13 protein-coding genes are annotated in these 12953 nt (G+C 71.0%); 3 read left to right on the forward strand and 10 right to left on the reverse strand.

The window, feature by feature from the left end; translation table 11 throughout:
• Positions 1 to 73: 73 nt before the first annotated feature.
• Positions 74 to 1084 (reverse strand): hypothetical protein, encoded by a 1011-nt coding sequence (locus GVV04_RS28455; RefSeq protein ID WP_161692083.1) that lies wholly within the window; start codon positions 1082 to 1084, stop codon positions 74 to 76.
• 92 nt (positions 1085 to 1176) lie between these two features.
• On the opposite strand from GVV04_RS28455, the gene GVV04_RS28460 reads away from it, so the two are divergent.
• Together GVV04_RS28460 and GVV04_RS28465 are read left to right on the forward strand one after the other, a co-directional pair.
• Positions 1177 to 1797, forward strand: a complete 621-nt coding sequence (locus tag GVV04_RS28460) for a TetR/AcrR family transcriptional regulator (RefSeq protein WP_161692084.1) — start codon at positions 1177 to 1179, stop codon at positions 1795 to 1797.
• 172 nt (positions 1798 to 1969) lie between these two features.
• On the forward strand, positions 1970 to 2182 hold the full coding sequence (locus tag GVV04_RS28465; protein ID WP_161692085.1) for a hypothetical protein: 213 nt from the start codon (positions 1970 to 1972) through the stop codon (positions 2180 to 2182).
• A 103-nt stretch (positions 2183 to 2285) separates the two neighbouring features.
• Here the strand turns inward: GVV04_RS28465 and GVV04_RS28470 are convergent, their stop codons facing one another.
• The 7 genes from GVV04_RS28470 to GVV04_RS28500 form a co-directional block, all read right to left on the reverse strand.
• Positions 2286 to 2876 carry a TetR/AcrR family transcriptional regulator gene (locus GVV04_RS28470; protein ID WP_161692086.1) on the reverse strand — a complete coding sequence of 197 codons (591 nt, stop codon included), beginning with the start codon at positions 2874 to 2876 and terminating at the stop codon, positions 2286 to 2288.
• Positions 2877 to 3049: 173 nt separating this feature from the next.
• Positions 3050 to 4726 carry a bifunctional 3'-5' exonuclease/DNA polymerase gene (locus GVV04_RS28475; RefSeq protein ID WP_407938848.1) on the reverse strand — a complete coding sequence of 559 codons (1677 nt, stop codon included), beginning with the start codon at positions 4724 to 4726 and terminating at the stop codon, positions 3050 to 3052.
• A gap of 213 nt (positions 4727 to 4939) precedes the next feature.
• Positions 4940 to 5899, reverse strand: a complete 960-nt coding sequence (locus GVV04_RS28480; RefSeq protein ID WP_161692087.1) for a carbohydrate ABC transporter permease — start codon at positions 5897 to 5899, stop codon at positions 4940 to 4942.
• A gap of 12 nt (positions 5900 to 5911) precedes the next feature.
• Positions 5912 to 6853 (reverse strand): carbohydrate ABC transporter permease, encoded by a 942-nt coding sequence (locus GVV04_RS28485; RefSeq protein ID WP_161692088.1) that lies wholly within the window; start codon positions 6851 to 6853, stop codon positions 5912 to 5914.
• Positions 6854 to 6895: 42 nt separating this feature from the next.
• Positions 6896 to 8308, reverse strand: coding sequence for an N-acetylglucosamine/diacetylchitobiose ABC transporter substrate-binding protein (ngcE, locus tag GVV04_RS28490; RefSeq protein WP_161692089.1), 1413 nt, complete (start codon positions 8306 to 8308; stop codon positions 6896 to 6898).
• Between the two features lie 25 nt (positions 8309 to 8333).
• Entirely contained in the window at positions 8334 to 9083 is a 750-nt protein-coding gene (locus GVV04_RS28495; RefSeq protein WP_161692090.1) for a sugar isomerase domain-containing protein, read from the reverse strand.
• Entirely contained in the window at positions 9080 to 10036 is a 957-nt protein-coding gene (locus GVV04_RS28500; protein WP_161692091.1) for a MurR/RpiR family transcriptional regulator, read from the reverse strand. The genes GVV04_RS28495 and GVV04_RS28500 overlap by 4 nt, the downstream gene beginning before the upstream one ends.
• 196 nt (positions 10037 to 10232) lie before the next feature.
• On the opposite strand from GVV04_RS28500, the gene GVV04_RS28505 reads away from it, so the two are divergent.
• Positions 10233 to 11222: an N-acetylglucosamine kinase gene (locus tag GVV04_RS28505; RefSeq protein ID WP_161692092.1), complete on the forward strand. Its 990-nt coding sequence runs from the start codon at positions 10233 to 10235 to the stop codon at positions 11220 to 11222.
• Positions 11223 to 11282: 60 nt separating this feature from the next.
• Here GVV04_RS28505 and GVV04_RS28510 read toward each other — a convergent pair whose 3' ends face one another.
• Together GVV04_RS28510 and GVV04_RS28515 are read right to left on the reverse strand one after the other, a co-directional pair.
• On the reverse strand, positions 11283 to 12212 hold the full coding sequence (locus GVV04_RS28510; RefSeq protein ID WP_161692093.1) for a hypothetical protein: 930 nt from the start codon (positions 12210 to 12212) through the stop codon (positions 11283 to 11285).
• Between the two features lie 111 nt (positions 12213 to 12323).
• On the reverse strand, positions 12324 to 12701 hold the full coding sequence (locus tag GVV04_RS28515; RefSeq protein ID WP_161692094.1) for a hypothetical protein: 378 nt from the start codon (positions 12699 to 12701) through the stop codon (positions 12324 to 12326).
• Positions 12702 to 12953: the final 252 nt, after the last annotated feature.

Here is a 12953-nt window from a genome sequence, read left to right on the forward strand (position 1 = left end):
GGTGCAACGAGCGCCCGTCAGATCAGTGTCGGGGCGAAACGGGTATTTGCTACACATCGCCCCGATGGCCGACTCAGCGGCGGTACGCGTCGGCCAGCGCCGCGAAGGCCGCCTTGGGCTCCCACGGCAGGTCGGGGTACGGGTCACCGAGCCGGTCCTCGAACACCTTCACCAGGCCGTACGAGGCCCGGTCCACGTCGCGCAGCGGGTCGTCGCGGTGCGGCAGGTTGTACGTCGCGAAGGTGCACCAGAATGCGGTGTCCACCCCCTCTGCGGCGAAGACGTCGAGCAGTTCTCGCAGGTACGTGGCCTGCTCGTCCTCGTCGCGGGCGTACTCGCCGGTCAGCCGGACGCCGTTGGCGCCGTCCCACTCGACGATGAAACTGCCACGGGCGCCGAGCCCGGCGGCCCCCCGGTGGGTCGTGCAGCCGAACTCGGTGACCGCGACCGGCTTGCCCTGGGCGACGAGGGCTCGGATGCCGTCGACGTACCGGTCGGCGACCTCGGCCGAACGGTAGGCGTCGGCCGAGACGTAGTCGAAGGGCGTCCAGTCGACGCGCTCGGACGGCAGCGAGGCGTACGTGACCTTCCCGCCGAACCGGGCTCGGACGACCCGGACGGCCTCGCCGAGGAAGGCGTTCAGCCGGGCGGGCACCTCCGGCAGCACCTCGCGCAGGAGGTCCGGCCGGGCCAGCACGTCCAGCCGCTCGGCGAAGTTGTCACCGGGCAGGAACCCCTTCGTGAACAGCATCAGCTCGGCCCCGGTGACGAGGACGACCTCCCCGCCCTGCTCCCGCAGCCGCTCGGCGCGCTCGGCGCAGTCGGCCAGGACGTCGAGCAGCTCGTCGGTGGTCAGGTCGCAGGTGAACGGGGAGAACCACACCTCCAGCCCGACGTCGGCGGCGTGTCGGGCGGCGATCTCCAACCGCTCGGGGATGCCGCCGGTGACCCGGACCGCCGTGCAGTGCAGGTCCTCCCGAATCACGCGCATCTCCCGCCGTACGACGTCCGGGTCGAACGGCTCACGGGTGCTCTCGCCGGCGTTGACGAAGCCGGTGTCGTACGTGATGCCCCTGCCGCGCACAGTTGCCCTCCTTCATTAGGGTACGCAACGTACCTTAAGGCGGTGGTGACGAGCGGCGCAAGAAGGGAGCTGGGGTACGATCCGTACCCGTCATGGCAGGCGACGGGGCGGAACGGACCGGGGCGACGCGGCGGCGCGGGGCAGCCCTGGAACAAGCAATCCTGCGCGCCGCCGCCGACGAGCTGCTGGAGTCCGGCTACACCGGCCTCACCATGGACCGGGTCGCCCGGCGGGCCGGCACCAACAAGAACACGATCTACCGGCGCTGGCCGAACCGGGCCGCGCTCGGCGTCGCCGCGTACCGGCAGCTCGCCGTGGCCGACCTAAAGCCGCCGGACACCGGCGAGCTGCGCGGCGACGCGTTGGAACTGCTGCGCCGGGCCAACTGCCACTGGACCTCCCCGCTGGGCGAGGTGCTGCGCGGCCTGCTGTCCGCTGTCGGCGAGGAGCCGGAGCTGCTGGCCCAGTTGCAGGAGCAGGCCGGCGCCGCCGGGACGGCCGGCTGGCTAGCGGTCCTCGACCGCGCCGTCGCCCGGGGGCAGGCGCCACCTGAGGCCCGACACCCCCGGGTCGCCACGGTGGCCCTCGCACTGCTGCGCAACGAGATCATCACGCGCGGGGTCTCCAGCGCGCCGGACGACGTGCTCGTCGAGATCGTCGACGAGGTGTACCTGCCGCTGCTGCGCGGGCACGCCCACACGGAAACCGCCTGACCGACGCACGTCCACCAAGCCCACCGGAGTCGGTCGCCGCAGGGCGGACCGACGGGGCGGGCTGTTCGGCGATGGGCGCAGGATGATGACGGCTACGGCTGCCAGGACGGCCCCACAGGCGGCTTGCTCGACGACCATCCACGACGGCAGGGGCACGAAGAGCAGCACGGCGATGACGGCGACAATGACGATCGCGACGACGATGCGTAGGCGCAACAGCGCCCGAGTGTCGCCGCGAGCCGCGCGGCTCGCGAACACGAAGCTCAGCAACGAGGTTGCGGCCACGATGATGCCGCGCACCTGGGCCTGGGGGTTGACCAGGCCCGGGGCCACGGCGGAGAAGGTGATGATCGCGGCGACGGTGAGCGTGCTGAGGCTTACGTAGACGCCGACGAGCCACTTGACGGTGCGGAATTCGGTAGCGCTGGGAGTACGCAATCTTGCGATTGACGAACTGGCGGAAGTCACGGTGGTTCCTTCCTGCGGCATCAGGGTTTAGTCACCTTGTCGAAGAGTTGGACCACTTCGGCGATGTAGTGTTCGACGTCGAATTGCGGGTGCGCGGTGAAGTGCAAAGATGCAGCGTCAACGACGGCGCGGGCGGCCATCGCCACGACGTGGGGGTCGAACTCGCCGAACTCGCCATGCTGCTGTCCCGACGCCAGCAGCTGTCGCAGTGCCAGCACTCCGTCCGGAACCTCGATGTCGGAGCCGGCGTTTTCGAGGATGCGGTGTACGGCTCGGACGTGCGCGGTGTTGTCCGCGATGAAGTGCAGGTCGGACGACAGGTAGACGCGGAGCCTGTCGCGGTAGGACTCTGCGGCGGTGATGCGCTCGGTCATGTACGCCGCACCGTTGTCGTAAAGGAGGCGCACGACCGCCTCGTTGACGGCCTCCTTGGTCTTGAAGTGATACAGGACGGTTCCTTTGCTCGATGCCGCCGCCCTGGCGATGCGCTCGATCGATGCCGTGGCGTAGCCCTCGCTGTTGATCACTGAGATGGCTGCGGCGACGATGTCCTGCCGACGGGCGCGTTGCGTCCGGGTGAGGGCATCCTCCGCACCAATTTTTGACTGCATGGTCAGAGATTAGACCATGCGGTCAGATTTTGTGAAGATCCTGCCTCGGCGAGGCCTCTGAAGCTCGTTCCGAGCTACATCCACCGAGGCTGATGCCGCGCGCATCATGATCTGCAGCCACGCGGTGGAGTCGCCTTGAGGACGGCGGGGCAGGGCTGGCCTCAGGCCGACGGTCAGGCGTCGGCGTAGCAGTCGACGACGGACAGGTCCAGCGGGAACCGGACCGGAGTGTCGCCGAACAGCAGGGCTGTCGCCCGCTCGCCGCTGGCGCGCACCATCTCGGCCACCGCGTCGGCCTGCGCCGCCGGGCAGTGCACGATCACCTCGTCGTGCTGAAAGAAGACCAGCTCGGCGTCGGTGCCGGCGAGCGCCGTCCGCAGGGTGGCCAGCAGGGTGGAGGCCCACTCGGCGGCGGTGGCCTGGATGACGAAGTTGCGGGTGAACCGGCCCCGGGAACGGGCCGCCCGGGCCCGGGGGCCCTGCGGGTCGGCCGCCGCGTCCGGGTCGACCCCGGCGTCGTCGCCGTCGGCGAAACCGGCCGTGCCGGGCGGGCACGTCCGGCCCAGCCAGGACCGGACCAGCCCGCCTGCCTCGCCGGTGCGGGCCGCCGCCTCGACGTACGCGAAGGCGGTCGGGTAGTTGCGCCGCAGCACCGCGAGGGCGGGGACGGCCATCCCGCCGGTCTGCCCGTACATCGCACCGAGCAGGGCTACCTTGGCCCGGGCGCGGTCGCCGCCGAAGGAGTCCCGGGCGAGGGCGGCGTAGAGGTCGCCGGCCCCGCCCGCGGCGGCGAGCCGGGCGTCGTTGGAGACCGCGGCGAGCACCCTCGGCTCGAGCTGGCCGGCGTCGGCGACGACGAGCCGCCAGCCCGGGTCGGCCACCACCGCCCGCCGGATCACCTTCGGGATCTGCAACGCGCCGCCGCCCCGGGTGGCCCAGCGGCCGGAGACCACCCCGCCGGGGACGTACTCCGGATGGAACCGGCCGCCGCGCACCCAGGCATCTCGCCAGGCCCAGCCGTGCGCCGTCCAGATCCGGTAGAGCTCCTTGTGCTCCAGCACCAGCGGCACCGCCGGGTGGTCGACCCCGCGCAGCACCCAGGCCCGGGTGTTGGGCAGCTCCACCCCGGCCCGGGCGAACGCCTTGAGCAGCTCGGCCGGGGAGTCGGCGTGCACCCGGCGCAGCCCGAACGCCGCGGCGATCCCGGCCGCCAACTCGGCCAGCCTGCGGGGCGGGCCGCCGACCGGGGACGGCTCGCCGAGCAGCTCGGTGAGAAGCTCGTCGTGCACCTCGGCACGCCAGGGCAGCCCGACCGCGCCCATCTCGCCCGCGATCAGGGCGCCGGCCGACTCGGCGGCCACCAGTAGGCGGAACCGGCCGGGGTGCTCGGTGGCGGCGGTCCGGGCGAGCTGGTCGGCGTACACCCGGGTCAGGGCCTCGACGCCCGGGCCTGGCGGGCCGGGCAGCGCGTCGAAGAGCGCGCCCTGCCCGTGGCCCGGCGGCTCGGCCGCGCGGGGCGGCGGGTCCGGCGGCACCGGCGCGCCGGTCAGCCGGGCCCAGGCGGCGGCGAACGAGCGGGGCTCGCCCCAGCGGCCGGCGTGCCCGAGCAACAGCGACTCGGTCAGCTCGACGTCGTGGCAGCGGTCGAGCCGGACCCCGGCGCGCAGCAACACCGGGTAGACGGCCGCGCCGCAGGCCCAGACCCAGCGCGGATGCTCCGCGGCCTCCCGGGTGGCCACGGCGGCGGCGAGGTCGGCCACCGAATCGGCCGGGGCCGTGGGCCGACCGACGGGGTCGAGGGGTTGCAGCACTCCCCCGCCCCGGTCGTCCGACACCACCGCGACCAGCACGGACGTGATTCTGCCTCGCCCCTACGACATTCCCCCCACCCCACCCACCCGCCCGCCGCGCCGGGCCGGGCCCGACGCCGCCGACGCCCCCGACGCCGCCGGCCGGCCCGCGCTTTCACGGAAAGAGTGGCCATTCCGTATCGAATGGCCACTCTTTCCGTGAATTTGCGCGCGCAGAGCGGGGTGGGGGTAGGTGGGGGTGGGGGTGGGGGGTTATTTGCCTACGCCGGCGGTTAGGCCGGACTGCACCTGTCGTTGGAACACGATGTACACGATGAGCACCGGGAGCATCGCCATGGTCACCCCGGCGAACAAGCCGGACCAGTCGGACTTGTAGCCCTGGTTGACCGACAGCTCGATCAGGCCCTGCGAGATCACCTGGTTCTTCGGCTCTCCCGCCACCGACTGCATCAGCAGCGTCGGCAGGTACCACTGGTTCCACTGGCCCAGCACGTTGAAGATGCCGATGCTGATCAGGCCGGGCTTGGACATCGGCAGCATGACGCTGAAGAACAGCCGGCTGTGCGAGGCTCCGTCCACCATCGCCGCCTCGGCGATCGAGTTCGGCAGCGTCCGGAAGAACGAGTGCATGAAGAAGACCGTGAACGACAGCGACCAGGCCACGTACACGAAGATCAGCATGAGGTGCTTGTTCGGGCCCAGCAGCGGGAAGGCGAGCCCCGTGTTGTAGACGCCCTTGAACAGCGGCACCGCGGCGAGGTAGATCGGCAGCGTCAGGCCCGACAGGAACATGTAGTAGATCAGCCGGTTGCCGGGGAACTCGTAGCGGGACAGCACGTACGCGGCCATCGAGCCGAGCAGCATGGTCAGGAAGACGCTGCCGACCAGCACCAGCAGCGTGTTCAGGAAGAACGCCCCGAGGTGCCCCTCCCCCCAGGCCCGGGTGAAGTTGTCCCAGTGCAGCTTGTCGGGGATCAGCGACAGCGGCTTGCGGATGACCTCGGAGTCGTCCTTGAACGCCGACATCACCACCCACAGCAGCGGGTAGATCACCATGACGGCCCAGACCACCAGGAACACGTGCGAGAAGCCGTTGAAGAAGCGGCCGCCCAGCTCGCGGCTGCGGCCGAGGAGCCCGTCCGGCGCGGGGGTCGGCGGGGTGCGCCGCTCGGGGCGGGTCCGGTCACCGGACGGGTGGATCACCGTGCTCATCGTCCAGCCTCCTCAGTACTCGATCCGCTCACGGCGGGTGATCCGGAGCTGGAGCGCGGCCAGCAGGATCGTGAAGATGGCCAGCGACACACCCATCGCGCAGGCGTAGCCGAACTGACCCTTCTGGAACGCGGTGAAGTTGAGCACCGACGCGAAGATCTCGCTGGCGTGGTTGGGCCCGCCCTGGCTGGGCGTCATGACGAAGACCAGGGCGTACATGTCCAGCGCGATGAATCCCAGGTAGACCCAGGCCACGGAGATGGTGTCCCGCAGCAGCGGCAGGGTGATCCGGAAGAACGTGTGGAACCGGCTCGCGCCGTCGAGGATGGCCGCCTCGTAGATGTCCTTCGGGATCGACTGCATCGCCGCGGAGAAGAGCACCATGTAGAAGCCGGCGCCGCTCCACACCGCGATCAGCAGCAGCCACCAGAGCACCGCGGGCACGCCGAGGAAGGGCTCGGGGTCGGCGGTGAAGGCGATCGGGTTGTCAGCGTCCACCAGCCCGATCTTCATCAGCAGGCCGTTGACCAGGCCCTGACCGTCGGACCGGTAGATCTGCTGCCACATCACGGCGATGACCACGAGTGACAGGACCTGCGGGAAGAAGAAGATGACCTTGTAGAATCCGGAGCCGAAGATGCCCCGGATGCCGGCCCTGTCCTCGCGTCCGCCCACGTTGAGCAGGAACGCGAGGAACAGGGCCAGCGCGATCGTGAACAGCGGCACGGTCACCAGGAAGAACACGTTGTGCCAGAACGCCTTCCTGATCAGCTCGTCGGAGAACAGCCGGATGTAGTTGTCCAGCCCGACGAAGTCCTGCTTGTCGGAGTAGCCTCCCCAACTGGTCAGCGAGTATCCGGCTGCCTGGGCGAAGGGCCACACCACGTAGAAGAGGTACAGCGCGACGGGGAGGGCAAGGAAGCCCGTGACGAAGCGCGCGACACCGTGCCGCATTCCACTCACTCTCTCGTTCGGATCAGTGGTCCGTGACCGCCATCAGGCGCGGGTCTGCTTCTTGATCGACGAGTCCTTGGCGACCTTGTCGGCGGCCGCCTGCATCTTGTCGACGAACTGCTGCGCGCTGAGCCGGCCGGCCATCAGCTCCTCGGAGAGGTTCTGGCTCTCCTTGTCCAGGTCGGCGTAGAAGTCCTGGAACTTGACCTTGATCAGGTCCTTGGGCGCGTTCTTCATCAGCTCGTTGGCGGTGGCCAGCGCCGAGTCCTGCACCCCGTCGCCGGAGCCCTTGGTGGAAGCGAGCGACTTGGTCAGCTCCGCGAACTTGGTGGAGCCGGACTTGGACAGCACGGCCCGCAGGAACTCCTTCGCCGCCGCCTTGTTCGGGGCCTTGCTCGGCACCACCAGGCCCTCGCCGGCACCGGCGAAGACGTCCTTGGGCGCCTTGTCGGCGGCGCCCAGGCTCCAGTAGTCGGACACCTTCATCTCGAAGCCCGGCGGGATGGTCGCCGCCATCTCGTTCTTCAGCCAGGTGCCGACCTGGATGAACGCCGCCTTGCCGTCGAGCCACGCCTGCTGCGACTGGGTGTGGTCGAGGTTGCCCGGCAGGAGCAGCTTGTCCTTGACCAGCTTCTCCCACGCCTGCAGGGCCGGCAGCACCCCGTCTGCCTTCCAGGCGTTCTCCTTGAGGTTGTCGATGTCGATGACGACCTGCCGGCCGGCGGACTTCCAGATCGTCGCCATCAGCGCCCAGCGTGGGTAGTAGCCGTGCTTGGCGTCGTGCACGTACGGGGCGATGCCCTTGGCCTTGATCTTCGGAGCGAGGGCGAAGAACTCGTCGAACGTCTTCGGCGGCTCCCAACCCTCCTTGGTGAACAGCGCGCCGTTGTACCAGTTGCCCCAGACGGTGTAGGCGACGTTCACCACGTAGAACTTGCCCTGGAAGGTGCCGTCGTCGACGGTGCCCGGCAGCAGCGAGTCGGCCACGGTGCCCTCGCCGTCCCAGGCCGCGGCGGTGAGCAGGTCGTCCAGCGGCTCGATCGCGCCCTCGTTGACCAGGGTGCTGATGTCCATCATGTCCGCGCCCGAGTTCATCACGAGGTCGCTCGGCTGCGTCGCCATCTTCGGCTGTTCTTCGGTCTTGATCTTCTGGGTGGAGCTCATGTTGACCGTGACGCCGGCGTGCTTGGCGTTGAAGACGACCTTGTCTTCCTTGGCCCACTGGTCGCCCAGCCCGCCGTTGAAGACGACCACCTTGACGGCGCTGCCGTCCTTCACGCCGAACGGGTTGTCCTTGCTCTTGGCGGACCCGGAGTCGTCGGACTTGCTCGGCTCGCTGCCGGCGCAGGCGCTGAGCAGACCGGCGGCGGGGGTGACGAGCAGGCCCGCGGCGGCGGCGCGGCGCAGCAGGGTCCGGCGATTCAGGTCGGCCGGGTGCTCGGGGGTAACCGACATCGTTGTCTCTCCTTGTGGTGTCGAATCAGGCGGTTCGCCGGAGACGCCCGGCGTACCGCGACTCAAGGGCGAGGTTGTGCTCGTCCCCACCGGGGACGTTGGCGGAGAGGTAGATAGGGGGTACCTCTCCGGCCTGGTGGAACCGTCGTACGACCTCGGCGGTCAGCAGCTGCGCCAGCAGCGCGGCGGTGACCGAGGAGACCGCACAGACCGCGCCGCCGCCCTCGAGCGGCAGCAGTGCGTCGCCGTACGGCGCGCCGTTGTCCAGCACGACGTCGGCGAGGTCGGCGAGCCGGTGCCCCGACGGGTGCCGAGGGGCGACCCGCGCGGTGTGCTCGACGGAGGTGACCGCGATCAGCGGATGGCCGTTGTCCCTGACCAGCGTCGCCAGCTCGACCACCGAGCCGTTGATGCCGGACTGGGACGCGACCAGGAAGACGTCCCGCGGGTGCGGGGCGGCCAGGGCGTAGAGCTGGTGGGCGACGGCCGGGTCGCGTTCCAGCAACGGATCGGCGAGCACGTCGCGGGAGGCGTCGCCGTGCAGCACCAGGTCGTGCAGGGTGATCCGGTTGGTCGGGACCAGCCCGCCGGCCCGGGCCACCAGCTCGGCGGCGAACACCTCGGAGTGGCCGGCGCCGAACGCCTGGAGCACCCCGCCGGCGCGCAGGCTGGCGGCGATCAGGTCGGCGGCCCGGCCGACCGCCTCGGTCTGCGAGTCGACGAGCCGGTCGAGTACGGGGCGGACGGCGGCGGCGTACCCCTGTGCGCTGATCATGCGGCTGCACCCTTCGCGGCCTTGTGCCCGTCGACGGCCTGGGCGGTGCGCCGGAAGGCCGCGTGGGCGCGGGCGTGGGTGCGCTGCGCCACCGCGATGTAGAGCAGGTCGAGCACGACGAGCTGCGGGTGCCGGGCGGACAGCGCGTCCGGCCGGAAGGTGGTGGCCTGGCTGGCGGTGAGCAGCACGATGTCCGCCAGTTCGGCCAGCGGGGAGCGGGGGAAGCCGGTGAGAGCGACGGTGGTCGTGCCCCGGCTGCCCGCCTCGGCGAGCATCTCGATGGTCTCCCGGGTCTGCCCGGTGTGCGAGATGCCCAGTGCCACGTCGCCGGGGCCCAGCAGTGCGGCGCTGGCCAGCCCCTCGTGCACGTCGCTCCAGGCCCAGGCGGCCACCCCGATGCGGTGCAGGCTGAACTGCATCTCCGCGCCGACCAGGGCGCTGCCGGAGGCGCCGAAGATGTTGACCCGGCTGGCGCCGGCGATGGCCACCGCCGCCCGCTCGACCTCGGTCAGGTCGAGCAGCGCCGCGGTGTCGTGCATGGCCCGGGTGTCGGCCGCCATGATCTGGCCGAGCACCCGCTCCAGGGGGTCGCCGGGCTGGATCTCCCGACCGATGTCGACGGTCCAGCCGGCGGAGCGGGCCCGGCCGGTCTCGGCGGCGATGCCGAGCCGCAGGTCCGCGTACCCCTCGAAGCCCATCGCCCGGCAGAACCGGGTGATGGTGGCCGGTGAGGTGCCGCTGCGCTCGGCCAGCTCGACGATGGTGGCTCGGGCCGCGGACTCCGGGTCGCTGAGCACGTGCTCGGCGACCCGGCGCAGGGCGCCGGTCAGCTCACCCGCGCCGGCCCGGACCCGGGCGAGCACGCCGTCGGTGGGGAGCGAGCCCCGCCGGTCGGCCGTGTCGGCGTCGACCACGGCGGCCCCCTCGGGGGTCTCCAACTCGTGATCCACCATGCGACGCCTTTCGGAAAAGATTCTTAACTGTTAGTGGTAAAATTTCTTACTAAAGGCCCCCCGGTGTCAAGGCCGTGGGCGAAGTTTTCAAACCGTTACCTGGACCGCGGCCATCGACCGGGCCCGGGGTCTTGCCTCCGGCAGCCGGGCCGACCAGCATGAATCCGCCCGCACCACAGTCCAGGGAGGATCAACGATGTCCGACACCGTCGTGGTCGGTCTCGACGTCGGGGGTACGTCCACCCGGGCGGTCGCCCTCACCCTGGCCGGCGAGCGCCTCGGCACCGGGCGGGGTGGCGGGGGCAACCCGACCAGCCACGGCGCCGAGCGGGCCGCCGGGGAGCTGCTGACCGCCCTGCGCGGGGCGCTGTCCGGGGTGGACCCGACCCGGGTCCGGGCCGGCACCATCGGGCTGGCCGGCGCGGGCCGGCTGCTCGCCGACCCGGCAGGAAAGGTCGCCTTCGACCGGGCCTGGCGGGACGCCGGGCTGCGCTGCCCCTACTCCGTGCACGGCGACGCCCTGGTGGCGTACGCCTCGGGCACCGCCAGCCCGGACGGCACGGTGCTCATCGCCGGCACCGGCGCGATCGCCGCGCAGATTCGCGATCTGCGGCTGGATCGGGTGGCCGACGGGCACGGCTGGCTGCTCGGCGACGCGGGCTCGGGCTTCTGGTTGGGCCGTGAGGCGGTCCGCCGGCTCCTGGGCGCCCTGGACGCCGGCCGGGAGCCCGGTCCGCTGGGCCGCCGGGTGCTCGGCGAGCTGCTGGGCGGGGACGGGGTCTCCGCCCGTTCCCGGGACACGGTGGACACGGTGGTCCAGATCGTCACCCGCCGGCCACCGGTGGAGCTGGCCCGGCTCGCGCCGCTGGTGGTCGCCGCCGCCCTCGCCGGCGACCCGGTCGCCACCGGGCTGCTCGACGAGGCCGCCGGGCAACTGGCGGCAAGCGCCGAGCGGATCCGTCCGCCTGGCGCTGTCGACCCGGTGGTCCTCGGCGGCGGCCTACTCACCGGCAACACCCCGCTGGCTGCGGCGGTCCGGGCGGAGCTGGGCCGGCGATGGCCGGACGCGCCGCTGCGCACCGCCGGCGACGGGGCCGCGGCGGCGGCCTGGCTCGCCGCCCGCGACCTGCCCGAGGTCACCGACCCGGCGGCCCTTCATCCGCTGCTGGTGCCGCCGCCGGCCTGACCCCGCACCCGCCGGCCCGCCACCGTCCCAGGGCGGACGGGACACGGTCACCCCGGGGCGTCAGCCGACCGTGGGTTCGTCGAGGATCCTGGCGGCGTTGTGGAGGTTCGTGCGCAGCAGCGTCGACACCTGCTGGACCACCGTCCGATGCCGCTGGATGAGCTGCTCCTCACGCTCGGCGATCACGCTCCGGAGCACGCCGGAGAGGTTGACCTCGTCGCGGCAGCCGCGGTCCGCCAGCGCGACGGCGACCTCCGGGGCGGACGGAGCTGCCGAAGCTCCATCGGGTCGGGATGCCCAACGCGGGTCGCCCTGCGCCTGGTCGGGATCCGCGTAACGATGCCCCGATCGCTGCATGCAACCGCTCCAACTCGCGATCACCGATCGGTAGCGGTCGTCCGTCCGCGCCTGGTCGGCCGCGCGCGACTCGAGCGCCTGGATGCCCCGCTCCGGGACGACGGTCGGGTCAACGGTGCTGAAATCGACCGAGGGGGCACGCTCGTGCAGCCTGCGCCGCGCCTGCCCGTCGCAGCCCTCCGACGGCACCGCCCGGCCGGAGACCCGGGACGACGTACCGCTGAAGACCGGAAGTTGGCTCTCCGGCACCGCGATCGGCCGCGCCTCCCGGCGGGCGGCGGCGGCCATCTCCTCGGCGAATCCCGGCGGCCCGCCGTACCCGTACTTCTGCACATCCTGCGCACCGAGCCAATACAGCAGGGTGGCGTGTCGCGGATATCTCGACGGCCGCCCCGCACTTTCGGGGAATGTCAGGCCGAAATCAGCCATGCAGTCACGCAGCAACCGGATGTTCGCCTGGTGCACGGTCAGGTTCTCGGCCGGGGTCAGTTCATAACCGTCGAGCGGGAGGACCAACTCGGCCGCCCCACCGGGGCTCTGCCCCAACCGGGGCACCGGGACGGGGCGCGGCGGCGCGGAGGTCGCCTCGCATCCCACGGCGCCGAGCGCCGCCGAAAGTACCAGGCCGGTCACAAGAGACCGGGTTCGCGAAGCCCGCACGAGACGCTCCTGTCAGTAACGAATGTGAACGCGCCAGCCTCCCGCATCGCGGCGCGACGAAACCGCGATGCGGGAGAGGTCGGCCTATCGCCAGACCACCGCCGGCCCGTACGCGACGTTGCTGTGCTTGTACTTGGCCTGCACCTTGTAGGCGTGGGCGTCATCGACACCGGCCGTGTAGTCCTGGGACCATTCCGATTCGCCGTCGCGGCTGCCGCACGCGTAGATCGCCTTGTCGGACTGGTTCACCCAGATCAGCGAGACTAGGTCCATGCCGTAGTTGTACATCTTCGCCCAGGCGTACCACTTCCCGCCGTACGTCCCCTGGTTGACCCGGATGTAGGTGGACCCGCCGACGTTCGCCGTCGTTCCCGGGACCACCGAGATGTTCGACGCCAGCGACGGCTCGCTCAGCCAGTTGCCGCACCAGACCGGAGCGGCGGATGCCTGAGTGGATGGCACCGTCACGGCAAGGGTCACCGCCATGGCCGTCCCGACACCGACCCCGATAGTCTTCCTGACGAAATTCCCAGCCATCGTTGATCCCTTCACACTCGGTCGACAGTCGGATTTCTGTCCGACTCCGCGCACCCGGCCGCCCCGGCCCCGACAGTTCTCCCTTCCCTCGCCGGTGGACGGGCTTTCCGTACCTCGATGATGGCAATGGCGGGCAGTTTCGGGCCGATTGTTGGTCACCCATGGACAAGCCTGGAC

Origin of the sequence: Micromonospora rubida, assembly GCF_009908295.1 — a bacterium.
In the GTDB taxonomy this organism is placed as follows: domain Bacteria; phylum Actinomycetota; class Actinomycetes; order Mycobacteriales; family Micromonosporaceae; genus Micromonospora; species Micromonospora rubida.